The sequence below is a fragment of the Streptomyces sp. NPDC018031 genome, assembly GCF_044327625.1.
GTDB lineage: Bacteria > Actinomycetota > Actinomycetes > Streptomycetales > Streptomycetaceae > Streptomyces.
The window spans coordinates 58,013-79,126 of sequence record NZ_JBIRFT010000017.1; the positions used below are offsets into that span (position 1 = coordinate 58,013).

The 21,114-nt window shown below is 76.1% G+C and carries 19 protein-coding genes and 1 riboswitch; of the genes, 16 read left to right on the plus strand and 3 right to left on the minus strand.

Features of this window, described 5'->3' with window-relative positions; all coding sequences use genetic code 11:
• Positions 1–32 precede the first annotated feature (32 nt).
• From ACH4B3_RS28270 to cobC, 9 genes are all read left to right on the plus strand, one after another.
• Entirely contained in the window at positions 33–269 is a 237-nt protein-coding gene (locus ACH4B3_RS28270) for a hypothetical protein (protein WP_398467471.1), read from the plus strand.
• A 297-nt stretch (positions 270–566) separates the two neighbouring features.
• Positions 567–704: riboswitch (cobalamin riboswitch) on the plus strand.
• Between the two features lie 149 nt (positions 705–853).
• Entirely contained in the window at positions 854–1,978 is a 1,125-nt protein-coding gene (locus ACH4B3_RS28275; protein ID WP_398467473.1) for a cobalamin biosynthesis protein, read from the plus strand.
• On the plus strand, positions 1,975–3,561 hold the full coding sequence (locus tag ACH4B3_RS28280; RefSeq protein ID WP_398467475.1) for a cobyric acid synthase: 1,587 nt from the start codon (positions 1,975–1,977) through the stop codon (positions 3,559–3,561). Before ACH4B3_RS28275 ends, ACH4B3_RS28280 begins: the two co-directional genes overlap by 4 nt.
• Before the next feature lie 151 nt (positions 3,562–3,712).
• The gene (locus tag ACH4B3_RS28285; RefSeq protein WP_398467477.1) at positions 3,713–5,833 is read left to right on the plus strand and encodes a putative cobaltochelatase; all 2,121 of its coding nucleotides are present in this window, start codon (positions 3,713–3,715) and stop codon (positions 5,831–5,833) included.
• Positions 5,833–6,429: a cob(I)yrinic acid a,c-diamide adenosyltransferase gene (gene cobO, locus ACH4B3_RS28290; RefSeq protein WP_398467479.1), complete on the plus strand. Its 597-nt coding sequence runs from the start codon at positions 5,833–5,835 to the stop codon at positions 6,427–6,429. The genes ACH4B3_RS28285 and cobO overlap by 1 nt, the downstream gene beginning before the upstream one ends.
• Positions 6,423–7,859 carry a cobyrinate a,c-diamide synthase gene (locus ACH4B3_RS28295; protein ID WP_398467481.1) on the plus strand — a complete coding sequence of 479 codons (1,437 nt, stop codon included), beginning with the start codon at positions 6,423–6,425 and terminating at the stop codon, positions 7,857–7,859. Before cobO ends, ACH4B3_RS28295 begins: the two co-directional genes overlap by 7 nt.
• A gap of 104 nt (positions 7,860–7,963) precedes the next feature.
• Positions 7,964–8,368 carry a cobalamin biosynthesis protein gene (locus ACH4B3_RS28300; protein ID WP_398467483.1) on the plus strand — a complete coding sequence of 135 codons (405 nt, stop codon included), beginning with the start codon at positions 7,964–7,966 and terminating at the stop codon, positions 8,366–8,368.
• Positions 8,369–8,646: 278 nt separating this feature from the next.
• On the plus strand, positions 8,647–9,489 hold the full coding sequence (locus tag ACH4B3_RS28305) for a sirohydrochlorin chelatase (protein WP_398467485.1): 843 nt from the start codon (positions 8,647–8,649) through the stop codon (positions 9,487–9,489).
• Entirely contained in the window at positions 9,437–10,525 is a 1,089-nt protein-coding gene (gene cobC / locus ACH4B3_RS28310) for an Rv2231c family pyridoxal phosphate-dependent protein CobC (protein ID WP_398467487.1), read from the plus strand. Before ACH4B3_RS28305 ends, cobC begins: the two co-directional genes overlap by 53 nt.
• 57 nt (positions 10,526–10,582) lie before the next feature.
• On the opposite strand, the gene ACH4B3_RS28315 is transcribed toward cobC, so the two are convergent.
• Together ACH4B3_RS28315 and ACH4B3_RS28320 are read right to left on the minus strand one after the other, a co-directional pair.
• Positions 10,583–11,602: an SCO1860 family LAETG-anchored protein gene (locus ACH4B3_RS28315; RefSeq protein ID WP_398467489.1), complete on the minus strand. Its 1,020-nt coding sequence runs from the start codon at positions 11,600–11,602 to the stop codon at positions 10,583–10,585.
• Positions 11,603–11,781: 179 nt separating this feature from the next.
• On the minus strand, positions 11,782–12,909 hold the full coding sequence (locus ACH4B3_RS28320) for an amidohydrolase family protein (RefSeq protein ID WP_398467491.1): 1,128 nt from the start codon (positions 12,907–12,909) through the stop codon (positions 11,782–11,784).
• 433 nt (positions 12,910–13,342) lie between these two features.
• On the opposite strand from ACH4B3_RS28320, the gene ectA reads away from it, so the two are divergent.
• The 4 genes from ectA (at position 13,343) to thpD (ending at position 16,626) form a co-directional block, all read left to right on the plus strand.
• Positions 13,343–13,891, plus strand: a complete 549-nt coding sequence (ectA, locus tag ACH4B3_RS28325; RefSeq protein WP_398467493.1) for a diaminobutyrate acetyltransferase — start codon at positions 13,343–13,345, stop codon at positions 13,889–13,891.
• A 74-nt stretch (positions 13,892–13,965) separates the two neighbouring features.
• Positions 13,966–15,285 carry a diaminobutyrate--2-oxoglutarate transaminase gene (ectB, locus tag ACH4B3_RS28330; RefSeq protein WP_398467495.1) on the plus strand — a complete coding sequence of 440 codons (1,320 nt, stop codon included), beginning with the start codon at positions 13,966–13,968 and terminating at the stop codon, positions 15,283–15,285.
• Between the two features lie 51 nt (positions 15,286–15,336).
• Entirely contained in the window at positions 15,337–15,735 is a 399-nt protein-coding gene (locus tag ACH4B3_RS28335; protein WP_398467497.1) for an ectoine synthase, read from the plus strand.
• 3 nt (positions 15,736–15,738) lie between these two features.
• Positions 15,739–16,626 carry an ectoine hydroxylase gene (gene thpD / locus ACH4B3_RS28340; RefSeq protein ID WP_398467499.1) on the plus strand — a complete coding sequence of 296 codons (888 nt, stop codon included), beginning with the start codon at positions 15,739–15,741 and terminating at the stop codon, positions 16,624–16,626.
• Between the two features lie 110 nt (positions 16,627–16,736).
• Here the strand turns inward: thpD and ACH4B3_RS28345 are convergent, their stop codons facing one another.
• The gene (locus tag ACH4B3_RS28345; RefSeq protein ID WP_398467501.1) at positions 16,737–17,801 is read right to left on the minus strand and encodes an aminotransferase class V-fold PLP-dependent enzyme; all 1,065 of its coding nucleotides are present in this window, start codon (positions 17,799–17,801) and stop codon (positions 16,737–16,739) included.
• Positions 17,802–17,988: 187 nt separating this feature from the next.
• On the opposite strand from ACH4B3_RS28345, the gene ACH4B3_RS28350 reads away from it, so the two are divergent.
• From ACH4B3_RS28350 to ACH4B3_RS28360, 3 genes are all read left to right on the plus strand, one after another.
• Positions 17,989–18,648 carry a class I SAM-dependent methyltransferase gene (locus ACH4B3_RS28350; RefSeq protein WP_398467503.1) on the plus strand — a complete coding sequence of 220 codons (660 nt, stop codon included), beginning with the start codon at positions 17,989–17,991 and terminating at the stop codon, positions 18,646–18,648.
• Between the two features lie 124 nt (positions 18,649–18,772).
• Positions 18,773–19,792: a hypothetical protein gene (locus ACH4B3_RS28355; RefSeq protein ID WP_398467505.1), complete on the plus strand. Its 1,020-nt coding sequence runs from the start codon at positions 18,773–18,775 to the stop codon at positions 19,790–19,792.
• Positions 19,789–21,114: a sensor histidine kinase gene (locus tag ACH4B3_RS28360; RefSeq protein ID WP_398467507.1), complete on the plus strand. Its 1,326-nt coding sequence runs from the start codon at positions 19,789–19,791 to the stop codon at positions 21,112–21,114. Before ACH4B3_RS28355 ends, ACH4B3_RS28360 begins: the two co-directional genes overlap by 4 nt.

Sequence of the window (21,114 nt, forward strand, 5' to 3'; positions counted from 1 at the left end):
CCGGACCACGGTCCACGTTAAGGAAGCGTTTCATGGACATCGACTGGGCAGCTCTGGGCCAGGTCTTCGGCGTCAGCCTCGCGGTGACCGTCGCGATGGTGGGGGTGTTCACCCTCGGCATCGTCGGCACCGCACGCAAGCCGGGGACGGACGGCACCGCCGCCACGGCGGCCGGACCGTCCCTGCCGGCCCGCCTCGGCGCCTACCTCTGCTTCGCGGTCTGCGCGGCCGGGGTGGGCTACGGCATCCACCTCATCGTCAGCGGCTGAGTACCGGCCCGCGCCGCACGGAGCTCCCCCGGGACCCGTGCGGCCGCCGGCCTCCTCCGCGTACGCCCCGCCCCGCCGCACCCCGGCGCGGCGGGGCGTACGCGCGCTCGGGCCCGGCCCCGGGCCGGTGTCCCGGGGGTGATCCCGGGGTGATCCCGGGGCACGCCGCCGTCCCGGCGCCGCACCGCGCGCCGGTGTGCCTCCCCGCGCAGGTCAAGGCTGGGATCCCGGGGTCAAGGGTGAGTTGACGGCCGTTCCCGCGCCGTGGTGGACTGCCGGAGCCAAACGGCGGCATGGAGAGGAAGCCGGTGCGAATCCGGCGCGGTCCCGCCACTGTCACCGGGGAGCGCTCCGCCACCTCGAGCGAGGTCACGGCCCGTCACCACGCCGGGCTGGAAGGCCGGTGGACGCGCCGATCCGGGAGCCAGGAGACTCTCACCGCCGGTCACGTCGAGCCAGGGCGCGGACCCTGAGTGAGGACACACCCCATGCCCGGCACCGCCACGCCGCCGCCCGCCCCCGCGTCGTCGTCCCCGCCCGCACCGCCGGGCCCGTTCCGCCGAGGCGTGACGGCGGCCTGAGCCATGCGTGCCGACCACGCCGTCAGCTTCGCGTGCGGCGCCGCCCTCGGCTTCGCCTGCGACCTGGCCCTGGGTGACCCGCGCCGCGGCCACCCGGTGGCCGCCTTCGGCCGGGCCGCGGCGGCCGTCGAACGCCGCCTCTGGCGCGATCACCGGGCACCCGGCGCCCTGCACACGCTGGTCTGCGCGGGCGGTGCCGCCGCCGGCGCCGCCCTGCTGAACCACGCCGTGCGGCGGCCCGCCGCCCCGCGGGCGCTGTCCCGGGCCGCCGAGACCGTGCTGGCCGCCGCGGCCACCTGGGCCGTCCTGGGCGGCACCTCGCTGTGCCGGGAGGCCACCGTCATCGGGCAGGCGCTCACCGCCGGCGACCTGGCCGTGGCCCGGGAGCGGCTGCCGCATCTGTGCGGGCGCGACCCGCAGGCCCTGGACGAGCAGCAGATCGCCCGCGCGGTGGTGGAGTCGGTGGCCGAGAACACCTCCGACGCCGTGGTGGGCGCCCTGGTGTGGGGGGCGCTGGCGGGCGTGCCGGGACTGGTCGGCTTCCGGGCCGTCAACACCCTGGACGCCATGGTGGGCCACAAGTCGCCGCGGTACCGCAGGTTCGGCTGGGCGTCGGCCCGGCTGGACGACGTCGCGGGCTGGCCCGGCGCCCGGCTCACCGCCGCGCTGGCCACGCTCGGCGGGCCCGACCCGCGCGGCGCCTGGCGGGCGTGGCGCGCCGACGGCGGCGCCCACCCGAGCCCCAACGCGGGCCCGGTGGAGGCGTCGTTCGCGGGCGCGCTGGGCGTCCGGCTGGGCGGCACCCTCGCCTACGGCGGCCGGGTGGAGCACCGGCCGGTACTCAACGCCGGCGGCCGCCCGGTGGCCGCCGCCGACATCGCGCGCGCCGCGCGGCTGTCGCGGCGGGTCGCGGCCCTGGCCCTGGCGGCCTCGGTGGCCGGCCGGCTGGCCGGAGCGGGCCTGCGGTCCGCACGCGTGGGCCGCGCGGCGGCACCCGCGGCGACGGTGGCCGCGGTCGCGGCGGCGGTGGCCGCCGGGCGTACCGCGGCGCGCCGCCGGGCACGGTCCATTCCGGGCGGCAGCCCGCTGACGGTGCGGCCGTGTGCCGCGGAGAAGGACGGCCGATGACGTCGGAAGCGACATCCACCACGCCCGCCGCCGGGGCGACCGCGGCCGGCCCGGCCGGCGCGCCGGGCCGGACGCTCGGCGGCGGTCTGCTGGTCGCCGGGACGACGTCGGACGCGGGCAAGAGCGTGGTGACCGCCGGCATCTGCCGCTGGCTGGCCCGCAAGGGCGTCTCGGTGGCGCCGTTCAAGGCCCAGAACATGTCCCTGAACTCCTTCGTCACCCGGGACGGCGCGGAGATCGGACGCGCGCAGGCGATGCAGGCCGCCGCCGCGCGCGTGGAGCCGACCGCCCTGATGAACCCGGTGCTGCTGAAGCCGGGTTCGGACCGCACCAGCCAGGTGGTGCTGCTCGGCAAGCCGGTCGGCGAGCTGAGCGCGCGCGGCTACCACCGGGGCCGTCAGGAGGCGCTGCTGGGCACCGTCACCGAATGCCTGGAGGAGCTGCGGCGCACCCATGACGCGGTGATCTGCGAGGGCGCCGGCAGCCCCGCCGAGATCAACCTGCGCCGTACCGACATCGTCAACATGGGCATCGCGCGCGCCGCCTCGCTGCCGGTGGTGGTGGTCGGCGACATCGACCGGGGCGGGGTGTTCGCGTCCTTCTTCGGCACCACCGCCCTGCTCTCCGCCGAGGACCAGCGCCATGTGGCGGGCTATCTGGTGAACAAGTTCCGGGGCGATGTGACGCTGCTGGAGCCGGGCCTGGACATGCTCCGCGGCCTCACCGGCAGGCCGGCGCTCGGGGTGCTGCCGTACGCGCACGGCCTCGGCATCGACGAGGAGGACGGGCTGCGGGTGTCGATGCGCGGCGCGGTGCGGGAGAGCGTGGTGGCCCCGCCGCACGGCCGGGACCTGCTCCGGGTGGCGGTGGCCGCGGTACCGCTGATGTCGAACTTCACCGACGTGGACGCGCTGGCCGCCGAACCCGGCGTGGTCGTCCGGTTCGTGGACCGGCCGGAGGAACTGGCCGACGCCGACCTGGTGGTGCTGCCGGGGACCCGGGGCACCGTGCGGGCGCTGGCCTGGCTGCGGGAGCGGGGGCTGGCCGACGCGGTCGCCGAACGCGCCGCGCAGGGCCGTCCGGTGCTCGGCATCTGCGGCGGGTTCCAGATGCTCGCGGCCTCCATCGAGGACGACGTGGAGTCCCGGGCCGGGCTGGTCGACGGGCTGGGCCTGCTGCCGGTGCGGGTCCGGTTCGCGGCCGGGAAGACCCTGGCCCGGCCGGTCGGCGAGGCGCTGGGCGAGCCGGTCGCCGGGTACGAGATCCACCACGGCGTCGCCGAACTGTACGGCTCGTACACCCCGTTCCTGGACGGCTGCCGGGTGGGCTCGGTGTGGGGCACGCACTGGCACGGCTCGCTGGAGAGCGACGGGTTCCGGCGGGCGTTCCTGCGCCGGGTCGCGGCGGACGCCGGGCGGGCCTTCGTCCCCGCCCCGGACACCTCGTTCGGCGCGCTGCGCGAGGAGCAGCTGGACCGGCTCGGCGACCTGATCGAGGAGCACGCCGACACCGACGCGCTGCTGCGCCTGATCGAGGACGGGGTGCCGTCCGGGCTGCCGTTCATCCCCCCGGGGGCGCCGTGACCGGGCGCCGGGCCCGGTCCGGCCCGGGGCCCCGCCCGTGCCCGGCGGGCCCGCCGGCCGGGGCCGCACCGCACCCGCCGGGGGAAGCCGCCGGCCCCCAGCCGGCCCGCCATGTCCGCCGCCGCACCGTCACCCCAGGAGGTACAACCGCATGAGCTCCGCCAGCTACCCCTTCACCGCCATCGTCGGCATGGCCGACATGCGGCTCGGCCTGCTGCTCAATGCGGTGTCCCCGGCGATCGGCGGGGTGCTGATCCGCGGGGAGAAGGGCACCGCGAAGAGCACCATGGTGCGCGCCCTGTCGGCGCTGCTGCCGGGCATCCGGACCGTCCCCGGCTGCCGGTTCTCCTGCGACCCGGCCGCCCCCGACCCGGGCTGCCCGGACGGGCCGCACGAGTCCGGCGGCGGCGCCTCGCGGCCGGCCCGGCTGGTGGAGCTGCCGGTCGGCGCCTCCGAGGACCGGCTGGTCGGCGCGCTGGACCTGGAGCGGGCGCTGGCGGAGGGCGTGAAGGCGTACCAGCCGGGGTTGCTGGCGGACGCGCACCGCGGCGTGCTCTACGTCGACGAGGTCAACCTCCTCCACGACCACCTGGTCGACCTGCTGCTGGACGCCGCCGCGATGGGCGCCTCGCACGTCGAACGCGAGGGCGTCTCGGTGCGGCACGCGGCGCGCTTCCTGCTCGTGGGCACCATGAACCCCGAGGAGGGCGAGCTGCGGCCGCAGTTGCTGGACCGGTTCGGCCTCACCGTGGAGGTGGCCGCCTCGCGGGACCCGGACGAGCGGGTCGACGTGGTGCGCCGCCGGCTGGCGTACGACGAGGACCCGGCCGGCTTCCGGGCCCGGTGGGCGGCGGAGGAGGACGCGCTGCGGCAGCGGATCGCCGCCGCCCGGGACCTGCTGCCCGGTGTGCGGCTGGGTGACGGCACGCTGCGGCAGATCGCGGCGGTGTGCGCCGCCTTCGAGGTGGACGGCATGCGCGCGGACATCGTCACCGCCCGGACCGCGACCGCGCTGGCCGCCTGGGCCGGGCGTACCGAGGTGACCACCGAGGACGTCCGCCAGGCGGCGCTGCTCGCGCTGCCGCACCGGCGGCGGCGCAATCCGTTCGACGCGCCGGGGCTGGACGAGGAACTGCTCGACGAGACGCTGCGCCGGTTCGCCGAGGAGGACCCCGACCCGGAGCCGGAACCGGACGGACCGGACGACGGGCCGGAGGGCCCCGACGGCCCCGGCGGCGGGCGCGGGCCCGGCGACGGAACGCCGGACCAGCCGCCGGCGCCGGCCGACGGGCAGGCCGCCGCGGACCACCCCGGCCCGTCCGTCCCGGGCCCGCGGACCGGGGCGGACACCGCCCCGGAGGCCGAGCCCCGGGCCGAGGAGGGCGACGCGCCGGCCGGCGCCCCGGCCGGCGCGGGCGACGGGGCGGAGCGGCCCGCGGTGGGGGCGGCCGAGCCGTTCCGGATCCGCCGGCTCGACGTGCCGGGGCTGGGCGAGGGCGCGGCCGGCCGCCGGTCCCGGGCGCGCACCGCGCAGGGCCGCACCACCGGGGCGCGGCTGCCGCACGGCACCCTCTCCGCACTGCACCTGAACGCCACCGTGCAGGCCGCCGCGCCGCATCAGCGGGCGCGCGGGCGCAGCGGGCCGGGCCTGCTGGTCCGCCGCCAGGACCTGCGGGAGGCGGTGCGCGAGGGCCGCGAGGGCAACCTGGTGCTGTTCGTGGTGGACGCCTCCGGCTCGATGGCCGCCCGGCGCCGGATGGGCGCGGTCAAGGGCGCGGTGCTCTCCCTGCTCCTCGACGCCTACCAGCGGCGCGACAAGGTCGGCATGGTGTCCTTCCGGGGCGCGGACGCGGAGCTGGCGCTGCCGCCCACCTCCTCGGTGGACGCCGCCGCCGCCCGGCTGGAGCGGCTGCCCACCGGGGGCCGCACCCCCCTCGCCGCCGGGCTGCTGAAGGCCCGTGAGACGCTGCGCGTCGAACGGCTGCGGGACCCCTCCCGCCGCCCGCTGCTGGTGGTGGTGACCGACGGGCGCGCCACCGGAGGCCCCGCCCCGGTGGACCGGGCGTCCCGCGCCGCCGCGCTGCTGGCCGACGACCGGGTCGCCTCGGTGGTCGTGGACTGCGAGGAGGGCCCGGTCCGGCTGGGCCTGGCGGCACGGCTCGCCCACGAGTTGCGGGCGACCCCGATCACTCTCGACGAACTGCGCGCGGACAGCGTGACCGCGCTGGTCCGCGACGTACGGACCGCTCAACAGACCCGGAGGGCCGCGTAATGCCACAAGGACAGCCGACCACCGTTCCCGAGGACGGTCTCACCACCAAGCAGCGCCGCAACCGCCCCCTGGTGCTGGTGCACACCGGCGTCGGCAAGGGGAAGTCCACCGCCGCGTTCGGGCTCGCGCTGCGGGCCTGGAACCAGGGCTGGCCGGTGGGGGTGTTCCAGTTCGTGAAGTCCGCCAAGTGGCGGGTCGGCGAGGAGCGGGCGCTGCGGGTGCTCGGCGACTCCGGTGAGGGCGGCACGGTCGCCTGGCACAAGATGGGCGAGGGCTGGTCCTGGGTCCAGCGCGACCTGGCGTCCAGCGAGGAGGCGGCGCGCGAGGGCTGGGAGCAGGTCAAGCGGGACCTGGCGGCCGAGACCTACCGGCTGTACGTGCTGGACGAGTTCGCGTACCCGATGCACTGGGGCTGGGTGGACACCGACGAGGTGGTGTCGGTGCTGCGGGACCGGCCGGGTACCCAGCACGTGGTGATCACCGGGCGGAACGCCCCGCAGCCGCTGCTGGACTTCGCCGACCTGGTGACCGACATGTCCAAGGTCAAGCACCCGATGGACGCGGGTCAGAAGGGCCAGCGGGGCATCGAGTGGTGAGTTCCGCCCGGCACGTCCCCCGGCTGGTGATCGCGGCGCCGGCCTCGGGCAGCGGCAAGACCACCGTCGCCACCGGTCTGATGGCCGCGTTCACCGAGGCCGGGCTCGCGGTGTCCCCGCACAAGGTGGGCCCGGACTACATCGACCCCGGCTACCACGCCCTGGCCACCGGGCGGCCCGGCCGCAACCTGGACGCCTACCTGTGCGGCCCGGAGCGGATCGCCCCGCTGTTCCTGCACGGTGCGGCCGGCTGCGACCTCGCCCTGGTCGAGGGCGTGATGGGGCTGTTCGACGGCGTCAGCAACCAGGGCGACCTGGCGTCCACCGCGCATGTGGCGAAGCTGCTGCGGGCACCGGTGGTGCTGGTCGTCGACGCCTCCTCGCAGTCCCGCTCGGTGGCCGCGCTGGTGCACGGCTTCGCGTCCTGGGACCCGGAGGTCCGGCTCGCCGGGGTGATCCTCAACAAGGTCGGCTCGGACCGCCACGAGGCGCTGCTGCGCGAGGCGCTGGAGGGCTCGGGGGTCCCGGTCCTCGGGGCGCTGCGCCGGGTGGGCTCGGTGCGCACCCCCAGCCGCCACCTGGGGCTGGTGCCGGTGGCCGAACGCCGGGCGGACGCCGTGGCGTCGGTGGCCGCGCTGGCCGGGCAGATCCGCGCCGGGTGCGATCTGGAGGGGCTGCTGGCGCTCGCCCGCACCGCTCCCCCGCTGACCGGCGACGCCTGGGACCCGGCGGCGGCCGCCGCGCTGTCCGGCCCGGCCGCGGGGGCGCGGCCCGGGCCGGCCGGCGACCGGCCCGGCGGCCCGCGCCCGGTGGTCGCGGTGGCGGGCGGCGCGGCGTTCACCTTCGGGTACGCCGAGCACACCGAGCTGCTCACCGCGGCGGGCGCGGAGGTGGTGACCTTCGACCCGTTGCGGGACGAGAAGCTGCCCGCCGGCACCGGCGGGCTGGTGGTGGGCGGCGGTTTCCCGGAGATGTACGCGCCCGAACTGTCCGCGAACGAGCCGCTGCGCGCGGCGGTGGCCGCGCTGGCCGCCTCGGGGGCGCCGGTCGCCGCCGAGTGCGCCGGCCTGCTCTACCTGGCCCGCTCGCTGGACCCCGCGCCGGACGCCGGCGGCGGGACCGCGCTGCCGATGTGCGGCGTGCTGCCGGCGACGGCGCGGATGACCGAGCGGCTGACCCTGGGCTACCGGGAGGCGGTCGCCGTCCGGGACAACGCGCTGGCGGTGGCCGGCACCCGGATGCGCGGCCACGAGTTCCACCGCACGACGGTCGAGCCGGGCGCCGGTGCCAGCCCGGCGTGGGGCATGGTGCACCCGGAACGGCGGGTCGAGGGGTTCGCCGAGGGGGCGGTGCACGCGTCCTACCTCCATGTGCACTGGGCCGCCGCACCGGCCACCGCGGCGCGTTTCGTCGCGGGCTGCGCGGTGTGACCGGGCCGCCGCCGGAACCGGCCGCGCCGGCCGCGCCGGTTCCGGCCGGGGGGCGCGACCTGCTGGTGGGCGTGGGGGCCCGCCGGGGGGTCACGGAGGCGGAGGTGACCGCGCTGGTGCGCCGCACGCTCGCGGAAGCCGGCGCGGGCCCGGACGCGGTGCTGGCGCTGGCCACCGCGGCGGCCAAGGCCGGGGAGCCGGGGGTGGTCGCCGCGGCGGCCGGTCTCGGTGTCCCGCTGCTGGTGTTCGGGGCCGCGGAGCTGGCGGCGGTGGCGGTGCCCGGCCCGTCCGCCGTGGTCCGCGCGGCCGTCGGGACGCCCGCTGTGGCCGAGGCCGCGGCGCTGCTCGCGGCCGGGCCCGGCGGCGCCGAACTCGTCGTCGGCAAGCGGAAGTCGGTGCCCCGGGACGGCGGCTCGGCGATGGCCACCTGCGCGGTGGCCCGCCGCGCCCGGGGCGCGCGGCACCGGACGGGCCCGGCCGGCCCGGCCGGTCCGGTCGTCCCGGGGTGAGCGCCGGACCGGGCCGGCGGCACCGTGCCGCGGGCCCGGCGCGGCCGCCGGCCGCCGCCTGACTCCGGACCGGTCACCCCGCGTGAGCGGTGCCGCCGGCCCGTCAGTAACGTCTCGGAGGGCGGGGCGACGGGGCCTGGCCGGCGCGCCGCGTGACCGCGGTCCTCCCGCGCCCGCCGTCCCGCACGCCGCCCCGGGGACGATCCGTGTCCCCGGGCCCGGGCGACCCGCCCCGGCGCACGCCCGGCCCGCACGTCCACCAGGTACAAGGAGATCCCGTGACCACCCCGCCCGCGCTGCTCCTCGCAGGCCACGGCATCCGAGACGAGTCGGCCGCCGCGGCCCTCCGCGCGTTCACCCGGGAGTTCGGCGCCCGGCATCCCGGGATCCGGGTGGCGGGCGGCGCCGCCGGAACCGGCCCCGGCCCGGCGGCGGACGCGGCGGCGGCCGTGGCCGCGCTCGCCGGGGACGGCGCGACCCGGATCGTCGCCGTCCCGCTGAGCCTGGCGCCGGATGCCCGGCTGCACCAGCAGATCGCGGGCGCGCTCGCCACCGGCCGGGCCGGGCACGGCGAGGTCCGGTGCGTCACCGCGGAGGCGGTCGGCGCGCACCCCGCGCTGCTCGGGGTGCTGGAGCGCCGCCTGGACGAGGCGCTGGGCGGCGGCGCGCGCACCCCGTCGGACCGGGCCGCCACGACCGTGCTGCTGGTCGGCGCCGGTTCGGTGGACCCGGCCGGCAACGCCGAAGTGCACCGCATCGCCCGGCTGTTGTGGGAGGGACGCGGCTACGCGGGCGTGGAGTGCGCGTTCGTCTCGCTCGCGGCTCCGGACGTGGTCTCCGGACTGGACCGCTGCGCCCGGCTCGGCGCGCGCCGGGTGGTGCTGCTGCCGGTGGCGCTGTTCGCGGGCGGACCGACCGAACGCGCCTGGGCGCAGGCCGAGGGCTGGGCGCTGGCCCGGCCCGAGGTGCAGGTGGTGCGGGCGGAGCCGGTCGGGCCGGTGGAGGAGCTGATGGCGGCGGTGCTGGAGCGGTACGCGGCGGCCGCCGGCGGCCCCGCCCCGCGCCCCGGTGTACCGGACACCGCCCCCGGCGCCGGAAGCGGTACCGCCCGTGTGCGCTGACTTCGACCTCCGGCACCACGGTGACGCGGAGGTGCGCGGCCCCGACGCCGGGCTGACCGACCTGGCGGTCAACGTCCGCGACGGTACGCCGCCCGCCTGGCTCAAGGCCCGGCTGGCCGCCTGCCTGGACGGCCTCGCCCAGTACCCGGACGGGCGGGCCGCTCGCCGTGCGGTGGCCGGCCGGCACGGCCTGCCCCCCGAGCGGGTGCTGCTCACCGCGGGCGCCGCGGAGGCGTTCGTCCTGCTGGCGCGGGCCCTGCCGGCCCGGCGCCCGGTGGTGGTGCACCCGCAGTTCACCGAACCGGAGGCCGCGCTGCGGGACGCCGGGCACCGGGTGCGGCGGGTGCTGCTCGACGAGCGGGACGGCTTCCGGCTGCGGGCCGGGCAGGTGCCCGAGGACGCGGACCTGGTGGTGATCGGCAACCCGACCAACCCCACCTCGGTGCTCCACCCGGCCACCGGCATCGCCGCGCTGGCCCGCCCGGGCCGGACCCTGGTGGTGGACGAGGCGTTCATGGACGCGGTGCCCGGGGAGCGGGAGTCGCTGGCCGCCCGGACCGACCTGCCGGGCCTGGTGGTACTGCGCAGTCTCACCAAGACCTGGGGCCTGGCGGGGCTGCGCATCGGTTACGTACTGGCCGGACCGGACACCGTCCGGGCGCTGGAGCGCGCCCAGCCGCTGTGGCCGGTGTCCACCCCCGCGCTGGTGGCCGCGGAGGGCTGCTGCGAGCCGGCCGCGCTCGCCCAGGCGGCGGACGCCGCGGCCCGGACGGTGGCCGACCGGGCCCATCTGGAGGCCCGGCTGGCGGAGTTCGGACGGATCCGGGTCTGCGGGCCGGCGGCCGGCCCGTTCCTGCTGGTCCGGATACCGGACGCGGTGACGGTCCGCGCCCGGATGCGTGACCGGGGCTTCGCGCTGCGCCGGGGGGACACCTTCCCCGGGCTGGGACCCGAGTGGCTGCGTCTGGCGGTCCGGGACCGGGCCACCACCGACCGGTTCGTCGAGGCCCTGGCGAAGGTGCTCGGCGACCTGTGAACCGGCGGTGGCCGGGCGCGCCGCACGGCGCGCCCGGCCACCGCCCTACCGGGTCGCTCAGGCCTGGTCGCCGGCCGCGGCCCGTCGCCTGCGGGTCCACAGCAGGGCCCCGGCACCCGCCACGACCAGCGCGGCGGCGCCCCCGGCGACGTACGGCGTGCTGGAGCTGCCGCCGGTCTCGGCGAGGTTCTCCGGCTTGGTGCCGGGTTCGGCCCGCACTCCGGTGCCGCCGGCCGGCTTCGCGCCGGGCTCCTCCTTGCCCGGCTTCTCCTCACCGGGCTGCTCCTTGCCCGGCTGCTCCTTGCCCGGCTCCTCCTGGCCCGGCTTGGCGGCGGTCGGCGACTCGCAGTTGGCCGCGGCGAGCGTCACCCGTCCCTTGACCTTGGCCACCCCGAGCTTGAGCGGGTCCAGGGTGACCTTCAGGTCCAGGGCGGTGGCCGCCGCGGTGCGCGAGGTGGTGGAGCTGCGGGACAGGTCGAGCCGGACCTCGCCGACGGCGGGCACGGTGACCGTGGTGGTCCCGGACGCGCGCAGGTCGACCTTCTGGCCGAGCACGAGCACGGTGCCCAGCAGGTTGGCCTCGGCGCGCGGGCGCTTGCCCGCCTCGCACACCGCCTTGGCGGTGACCTGCTCGGCCTCCAGCAGGGGGCGCAGCGGCAGTCCGGGCACGTGCACCTTGGCGCGCACCAGGTTGGCGTACCCCTGGGACTTCCCGCGGTCCGCGGTGGCACTCGCGTCGGCCACGTCGGCCCGGAGCAGCTGGACGGGCTTGCCGCCCTCGACGCCGTTCAGGGTGGTGGTGAGCGTGGTCTTGTGCGCGGAGGCGGGCGCGGCGACCTCGTTGAGGGCGAGGTTCACCGGGACGTGCGCCGTCTTGTCGAGCAGCGAGACGTCGAGCGAGGTGCGGAGTACGACCGCGTCGGCCTTGCCGGCGGAAGCCGAGCCGGTGCCGGCGTCCTCACCGCCGGTGGCCTGCACCGGTGCCGCGCCGAGCAGCACGGTGGTCGCGGTGACGGCCGCCGCGGCGGCGATGCGGCGTGCGGGCACGCCGAGGACGGAGTTGGTGGAACGGGACACTGTGTGTGGAACCCCCACAAGAGAAGTGGTGCCGCCGACGCGTCACCACGGGGGACATCACGGGCGTCGGCGGCCTCGACTCCGGCCATATTTGCGTACCGACGGTGAACAAACAGCCACCCGGGGTGAGTTCACTCCATCGGGTGGCCGTCGCCGTTCCATTCGATTTCGCGGTGCCGTCAGCGCACCACCCGGCCGCGCAGCACCACCCGGCGGGGGGCCGCGAGCACCCGTACGTCGGCACGCGGATCGGACGCGTAGACCACCAGGTCGGCCGGGGCCCCCTCCTCCAGCCCCGGGCGGCCGAGCCAGGCCCGGGCCCCCCAGGTGGTGGCGGACAGCGCGTCGACGGCCGGTATGCCGGCGCGGGTCAGCTCGGCCACCTCCTCGGCGATCAGCCCGTGCGCGAGGGAGCCGCCGGCGTCGGTCCCCGCGAAGACCGGCACCCCGGCGTCGTAGGCCGCGCGCACCGTGTCGTAGCGGCGGGCGTGCAGCCGCCGCATGTGGTCCGCCCAGCGCGGGAACTTCCCCTCCCCGCCCTCGGCCAGCTTCGGGAAGGTGGCGATGTTGACCAGGGTCGGGACGATCGCCACCTTGCGCTCGGCGAAGAGCGGGATGGTCTCCTCGGTGAGCCCGGTGGCGTGTTCCACGCAGTCGATCCCGGCTTCGACCAGGGGCCGCAGCGTCTCCTCGGCGAAGCAGTGCGCGGTGACCCGGGCGCCGAGCCGGTGCGCCTCGGCGATGGCGGCGGCCACCGCCCCGGTCGGCCAGCAGGCGGCGAGGTCCCCGGACTCCCGGTCGATCCAGTCGCCGACCAGCTTGACCCAGCCGTCGCCGCGGCGGGCCTCCCGGGCCACGTAGGCCACCAGGTCCTCGGGCTCCACCTCGTGCGCGTAGTTGCGGATGTACCGCTTGGTGCGGGCGATGTGCCGGCCCGCGCGGATGATGCGCGGGAGGTCCTCCCGGTCGTCGATCCAGCGGGTGTCGGAGGGCGATCCGGCGTCACGCAGCAGCAGCGCGCCGATCTCCCGCTCGCGGAGCGCCTGGCTCTCGCTGACGGCGTCCTCGACCGGGCCGTGGGCGTCGAGCCCCACATGGCAGTGGGCGTCGACGAGCCCGGGCAGCGCCCAGCCCTCGACGACGGTGACGTCCCGGGCCACCGCGCCCGTCGGCCGGTCGTAGGAGATCTTCCCGTCGATCACCCACAGTTCGTCCCGGACGTCCTCTCCGGCGTCCCCGGCGCCCGCGCCGGTCCCCGGCCCGACCAGCACCCGTCCCTTGATGTGCAGCACCGCGCTCTCACTCATGTCGGCACTGTACGAGGAGCGGCCACCACGGGTGCACCCCGCGGGTCCGGTCACCCGGCCGGGCACTCCGGCCGCGGCCGGCCGGTGCCGCGGGCGTCCCACCGCACACCTCTTTCCCGATCGAATTCCAAGCCCTTATCCATATTCTTATCCGAGCGCAGCTTCCCATATTCGTCTGCCCTGTTTTCCGCTCCCTAAACGCACGACTTCCGCTGCTTTTTCGGCCGCCAATTCACGCGCATCCCGCTGCCGTTACATACATGTGACACACTCCACACGAAGCCCAGTTTGCCCGATATTTGCGGTGCAAATCGCCCGTTTTCTCCGGACCTTCGCGCGCCTGCGTGTGCTCGCGCGATAACACGCCACCCCCCTGCCACGTAACCCCTCCCCTCGATGCATTTTGCGATTCTCCTGGGTAAATTCAATTTCCATGACCCCCGCACAAGCAGAGCTTGCACGTGCTCGTGACGAATTCACAGGAATGCCGGAAGGACTGCGGCTCGACAGCCCGCTCGTCGAGGACGGAGCCGCGATCTGGCGGATCGCCCGCGACTCACGCGTACTCGACCTCAACTCTTCCTACAGCTACCTGCTGTGGTGCCGTGACTTCGCCGCCACCTCGGTCGTGGCCCGCGACGCCGACGGCGAGGCCGTCGGCTTCGTCACCGGCTACATCCGCCCCGAGCAGCCCGGAACCCTGGTGGTGTGGCAGGTCGCGGTCGACCACGCCCACCGCGGCCGGGGCCTGGCGGCCGCGCTGCTGGACGGACTGATCGCACGCGTCGCCGAGGCGTCGGACGTCCGCGGGGTCGAGACCACCATCACGCCCGACAACACCGCCTCCCACCGGCTGTTCACCTCGTTTGCAGAACGGCATGGCGCGGATGTCGAACGCGAGGTGCTGTTCCACGGCAACCTGTTCCCGGACGGCGGGCACGAGCCCGAAGTGCTGTACCGCATCGGCCCCTTCACCCACTGAACGGCCACCCGGCCACCGCTCCGGATCCGAACCTCTCCCCACCCCCCTCGCCACTCGTCTCCCTGGAGAATGCTGTGACCATCACCCCGCCCGCGTCTCCCCTCCCCACCCTCGATCCGGCGTCCTACGGCCGCGCCGCCTCCCCGCTGAGCGTCTTCGAGAGCCTGGAGTCGGAGGTGCGCAGCTACTGCCGCGGCTGGCCGGTCGTCTTCGACCGCGCGCAGGGCAGCTACATGTACGACGAGGACGGCCACGCCTACCTCGACTTCTTCGCCGGTGCCGGAGCCCTCAACTACGGCCACAACAACCCGGTCCTCAAACGCGCCCTGATCGACTACATCGAGCGCGACGGCGTCACCCACGGCCTGGACATGAGCACCACCGCCAAGCGCGCGTTCCTGGAGTCCTTCCAGGAGATCGTGCTGAACCCGCGGGACCTGCCGTACAAGGTCATGTTCCCCGGGCCCACCGGCACCAACGCGGTCGAGGCCGCGCTCAAGCTGGCCCGCAAGGTCAAGGGCCGGGAGGCGATCGTCTCCTTCACCAACGCCTTCCACGGCATGTCGCTGGGCGCGCTGGCGGTCACCGGCAACGCCTTCAAGCGGGCCGGCGCCGGCATCCCGCTGGTGCACGGCACCCCGATGCCGTTCGACAACTACCTCGACGGCCAGGTCCCGGACTTCCTGTGGTTCGAACGGCTGCTGGAGGACCAGGGCTCCGGGCTCAACCAGCCCGCCGCGGTCATCGTCGAGACGGTCCAGGGCGAGGGCGGGATCAACGTGGCGCGCCTGGAGTGGCTGCGTGGCCTCGCCGAACTGTGCAAGCGCCGCGACATGCTGCTGATCGTCGACGACATCCAGATGGGCTGCGGCCGCACCGGCCCCTTCTTCTCCTTCGAGGAAGCCGGCATCACCCCGGACATCGTCACCCTGTCCAAGTCCATCGGCGGCTACGGGCTGCCCATGTCGCTCACCCTGTTCCGTCCCGAGCTGGACGTCTGGGAGCCGGGCGAGCACAACGGCACCTTCCGCGGCAACAACCCGGCCTTCGTCACCGCCGCCGCGGCCCTGGACACCTACTGGGCGGACGGCCAGATGGAGAAGCAGACCCTCGCCCGCGGCGAGCAGGTGGAGCAGGCGCTCGCCGCCATCTGCGCCGAGCCCGCCGCCCGCGGCGCCGGCTACCGGGGCCGGGGTCTGGTGTGGGGGCTGGAGTTCCCCGACCGCACCCGCGCCTCGGCGGTCTGCGCCCGCGCCTTCGAACTCGGGCTCTTGGTCGAGACCTCGGGACCGGTGGGCGAGGTCGTCAAACTGCTCCCCGCGCTGACCATCTCCCCCGACGAGCTGGACGAGGGCCTGCGGACCCTCGCCCGGGCCGTCCGCGAGACCGCCTGACCCCACCTTCCGCACGCACCACCCGCACCAGCAGAAAGGCAGCGACGCACCGTGATCGTCAGATCGTTCAAGGACATCGAGGGCACCGACCGGCATGTCAGGGCCAAGTCCGGCACCTGGGAGAGCAAGCGCATCGTGCTCGCCAAGGAGCGCGTCGGCTTCTCGCTCCACGAGACCGTCCTGTACGCGGGCACCGAGACCTCCATGTGGTACGCCAACCACATCGAGGCGGTGCTCTGCGTGGAGGGCGAGGCGGAGCTGACCAACGACGAGACCGGCGAGAAGCACTGGATCAGCCCCGGCACCATGTACCTCCTGGACGGGCACGAGCGGCACACCCTGCGCCCGAAGACCGACTTCCGGTGCGTGTGCGTGTTCAACCCGCCGGTCACCGGACGGGAGGACCACGACGAGAACGGTGTCTACCCGCTGCTGACGGAGGAGGTCTGAGCGATGTCCACGATCACTGACCTGTACCCCACCCGCGGGGCCGCCGAGGTCATCACCCCGCGGCAGGACCCGGTGGTCTGGTCGGCCCCCGGCACCCCCGGGCCCATCGACCCCGCCGAGCTGGCCGGCTTCGACCGGGACGGCTTCCTCACCGTCGACCAGCTGCTCACCCCGGACGAGGTCGCGGTCTACCGCGCCGAGTTGGACCGGTTGGTCTCCGACCCGGCCGTCCGGGCCGACGAGCGCTCGATCGTCGAACCGAAGTCGCAGGACGTCCGCTCGGTGTTCGAGGTGCACCGGATCAGCGAGGTCTTCGCCGGACTGGTGCGCGACCCCAGGCTGCTGGACCGGGCCCGGCAGATCCTCGGCTCCGAGGTGTACGTGCACCAGTCGCGGATCAACGTCAAGCCGGGATTCGGGGCGAGCGGCTTCTACTGGCACTCCGACTTCGAGACCTGGCACGCCGAGGACGGGCTGCCGCGGATGCGCACGGTGTCCGTCTCCGTCGCCCTGACGGAGAACCACGACACCAACGGCGGCCTGATGATCATGCCGGGGTCGCACCGCTCGTTCCTCGGGTGCGCCGGTGAGACCCCGCGGGACAACTACAAGCGGTCGCTGAAGATGCAGGAGGCCGGCACCCCGTCGGACAAGGCCCTCACCGACCTCGCCGACCGGCACGGCATCCGGCTGTTCACCGGCAAGGCCGGTTCGGCGACCTGGTTCGACTGCAACTGCATGCACGGTTCCGGGGACAACATCACGCCCTTCCCGCGCAGCAACGTCTTCATCGTGTTCAACAGCGTGGAGAACACCGCGGTGGAGCCGTTCGCGGCGCCCACCCGGCGGCCGGACTTCATCGGGGCGCGGGACTTCACCCCGGTGAGCTGAGCCGGGCGCCGAGCCGCCCACCGACGCGAGGGGAGGAGCCGGACGCGTCGCCGGCTCCTCCCCTCGTCCCCTCCACGGCCCCCGCCCCGCTCCGGGCGGGGGCCGTCCGGTCAGCCCGCGCCGGGGAGCCCGGCCAGCGCCTTCAGCAGCCGGTCGACGTCGTCCGCGGAGTTGTACAGGTGGAAGGCGACCCGCAGGTTGCCCGCCCGGTTCGACACCAGGATCCCCGCCTCCGCGAGCCGGGCCGCCGCCCCGCCCAGCCCCGGCACCGAGACGATCGCCGACCCGGGGGCGGGCACACCGGTGTGACCCAGATCGGCGGCTCCGGTCCGGAACCGGTCGGCCAGCGCGCGGTCGTGCGCCGCGATGGCCGCCACGCCGGTCTCCTCGATGAGCGCCAGCGAGTGCCGGGCGGCCAGGTAGGACAGGACCGCCGGGCTCTCGTCGAAACGGCGGGCCGAGTGCGCGAGTTCGCGGACCGGGCCGTAGCAGCTGTCCCACGGCTCCTCCCCGGCGACCCACCCGGCGAAGACCGGGCGGAGTCCGCCCAGGTCCTCCGGGACGGTGAGGTAGGCGACGCCGCGGGGCGCCAGCAGCCACTTGAAACCCACCGCCACGGTGAAGTCGAAGGCGTCGGCGCTCAGCGGCAGCCAGCCGGCGGACTGGCTGAGATCGACGAGGGTGCGGGCCCCGTGCGCGCGGGCGGCGGCCGCGACCGCGTCCAGATCGGCGATCCGGCCGTCTGCCGACTGGACGGCGCTGACCGCGACCAGCGCGGTCCCCGGCCGCACCGCCTCCGCCAGGTCCTCCAGCGGCACGATGCGCACGGTGAGGTCGTCCCGCACCACGAACGGGTTGACCAGGGAGCTGAAGTCCCCGTCGGCCACCAGGACTTCCGAGCCCGGCGGCAGCGAGGTGGCGATCAGACCGGCGAACACGGCGACCGAACCGCCGGCCGCCACCCGGTGCGCGGGCACGCCGACCAGCCGGCCGTACCGGGTACGGCACTCCTCGACCGCCGCGAAGGCCTCGTCGAGGTGGTGCCCGTCCCCGGTGGCGGCGTCGTCGAGGGCGGATTTCAGGACGGCTACGGAACGGGCCGGGACCAGCCCGGTGGATGCGGTGTTGAGATACGTCGTGCGGGGTGCGAACTCGGCTCCTGAAAGGCTCTCCATCCGTCAACTATCGGACGGGACTCCGTCCGCGTCCATTGCCGTCGGCCGCATGGCTCCGCCAAGCAGCCCTTGTATCCCTCGCCGACCTGCGCCTCACCCGCGGGCGCCGGTGATCCGGGGGGCCGCCCGGCCGAGCGGCCGGGGGGAAGGAGGATGGGCAGCCGACCGCGGCGGGTAGCGTCCCGCCATGACGGACTCGGATCAGCTGCGGGGCTACTGGGAGACCACCGGCGCCGCACACACCTTCACCCATCCGCTCGACCGCGGGCTGCTGGCCCGCCACATCTCCCCCGGAGCGCGGATCCTGGACTTCGGCTGCGGTTACGGCAGGCTGACCGCCGAACTCGACGCCCTCGGCTACCACCGGGTGATCGGGGTGGACCCCTCCGCGGCACTCGTGGCACGCGGCCGGGCGGAGCATCCCGGGCTCCGGCTGGAGCGGGTCGAAGGGCCGCCGCTGCCGTACCCGGACGGGGAGTTCGACGCGGCGCTGCTGTTCGCCGTGCTCACCTGCCTGCCCGGGGAGAACGCCCAGCGGGACACCCTGGCCGAGCTGGCCCGGCTGGTCCGGCCGGGCGGCATGCTCTACGTCAGCGACGTCCCGCTCCAGTCCGACGCGCACCACCGGGCCCGCTACCGGGCGGCCGAGCCCTGGGCGGAGGCGTACGGGACGTTCCGCATCGAGGACGGCGGGGTGTTCCGGCACCAGGATCCGGCGCGGCTGCGGGAGCGGCTGTCCGGATACGGCTTCGAGACGGCCGAGGAGCTGACCGGCCCGGTGCCCACGCTCGACGGCCGCACCGTCACCCGGCTCCAGCTGATGGCGCGCCGCTCGGCCCGCCGGTAGGTGTCCGGGCCGGGGTGCGGTGGTTCCCTCCTCCTCGGGGCGGGTGGCGGCTCCGCCGTCCGGCGGAGCCGGATCGTCCCCCTGGGCGACGCGGTGACCGGAGGGCCGGCGGGACGCTGGGGAGATGACCGAGAACCCGCTCCGCCGCCGGCTGCGCACCCTGGCGATCGTCTCCTGCCTCCCCTACCTCGCCCTGAAGGTCGCCTGGATCGCGGGCAGCCGGGCCGGCATCCCCGAGGGCAGCCGGCTGCGGGACGCGGGCACCGCGCTGGCCCTGGTGAACGCGGCGACCATCGCGATGGACGGCGCGGTGATCGTGCTCGCGCTGCTGCTCACCCGGCCGTGGGGGCTGCGGGTGCCGGCCTGGCTGCTGGTGGTCCCCCTGTGGTGCGCGTCCGGACTGCTGGCGCCGATCATGGCCGGATTCCCGCTTCAGCTGGTGGGCCGCGCCTTCGGCGGCGGGGGCTCCGGCCACCGCGCGGACGACGAACCGTTCCTCGACGAATGGGTCTTCGGGGTGGTCTACGGCGGCTTCATCGTCCAGGGCCTCGCCCTCGGCGCCCTCGCCGTGCTGTACACGCGCGACCGCTGGGGGCACCTGCTCGGCGGGCGGCTCGGCGATCTGCGCCCCGGGCCCGGCGACCCGGCGCAGCGGGTGGCCGCCGTGGGCGCGGCGCTGTTCGCGCTGCTCCCCCTCGCCGCGCACCTGGTGTGGGCGTGCGGCGGCACGGCCGGGCTCGGCCGGGACCGGGCCGACGACCGGGACGGCGACTTCTTCGTGCTCGAAGCGGTGTACGCGGCCTTCTCGCTGGCCGCCGCCTCGGGTGTGCTGATGCTCGCCTTCCGGCTGGGTCGCGGGCTACCGCTGCGGCTGCCGCTGGCGCTGGCGTGGACCGGGTCCGGCGCGCTGGCCTGCTGGGGCGGCTGGATGACGCTGGCCTCGCTCCTCGGCGGCCGGGGCGACGCGGACGCACCGACCCGGGTGATGTCGCTGACCTACGCCGTGCAGATGATCGTCGGCGTGCTGGTCCTCACCATCGGGGCGTACTTCTTCGCCGAGCGCTCCGCCGCTCCCGGTGCCGGCGGCGGACGGGGCGGACGCGCCCTGCTGGTCCCGGTGCGCACCGGACGGCACCCCGGGTGACGGCGACCGGTACGGCGGCGACCGGGTTCCGCGGCCGGCTGCGCGCGGTGCCGGGGGCGCGGGCCCGGCTCCGCTGGGTCCATCTGATCCTGGGCGGCGCCCTGCTGATGCCGTACTACCTGCTCACCTCGGTGCTCTGCGACATGCTGATCCCTCACGACCGGCCGCTCGACTCCCTCGCCGCGCAACTCGCCGCGTACGCCACCGCACTGCCGCTCGCGGCCCTCACCGGGTTCTTCCCGCTGGTCCGCCCGCTGTCGGTGACGGCCGTCCGCGCGCTGTGCCGGCCGCCCGGACCGGACGCGCTGGCCGACGGGGCCGCCACCTCCTGGGACGCGCGCAGCCGGACGTCACTGTGGTACACGCTGCACCTGGCGCTCGGCGGGCTGGTGAGCGCGGTGACCCTGGCGGTGCCGCCGGCCGCGCTCTGCCTCGTCGCGCTGCCCGCGGTCGGGGCGCCCGGCGGGCTGGACTGGCTCACCTGGCCCGGGCAGCGGTACACGGCGCTCGCGCCGGTCACCGGCCTGGTGGCGCTCGCCTCGGTGGTGGCGCTGGCGGCGGGCGCCGGGGCCCTGCTGGCACGCTGCGCACCCCCGCTGCTGGGCCCGGTGCCGGCCGACCGGCTGGCCGCCGCCGAGGCACGGGCCGCCGCGCTCGCCGCCCGCGACCGGCTGGCCCGGGAGCTCCACGACTCGGTGGGGCACGCGCTCAGCGCGGTGACCCTGCAGGCGGCCGCCGCCCGCAAACTCCTGGACGACGACCCGGGGTTCGCCCGGCAGGCGCTGGCGGCCATCGAGGAGACCACCCGGAGCGCGGTGGGCGAACTGGACGGCGTGCTGGGGCTGCTGCGCGAGGACCGGGCGGGGACCGCGGCGGCCGGCCCCGCCCCGACCCTCGCCGACCTCCCGGCGCTGCTGGCCCGGACCCGGGCGGCGGGTTGCCGGGTGACGCTGGCGGTGGAACCGGCGGACCTGGTGGATCCGTTCCACCGGTTGCCGCCGGTGGTCTCCCGGGAGGCGTACCGCATCGTCCAGGAAGGGCTCGGCAACGCGTTGCGCCATGCCGGCCGGGTCCCGGTCCGGCTGCGGATCGCGGTGCCCGGCGGCGGTGCGCCGGGGGAGGAGTTGGAGATCGAGATGGAGAACCCGGTGCGCGGGACGGCGCGGTGGCGGCGGACCGGTGGCGGCCGCGGGCTGCGGGGCGTCGCCGAGCGGACCGCGCTGCTGCGCGGCAGGTGCGAGTGGGGGGCCGGGGGCGGGGTGTGGCGGCTGTCGGTGCGGCTGCCGCCGGCGGGCGCCGGCGCCCGGGAGGAGGACCGGTGA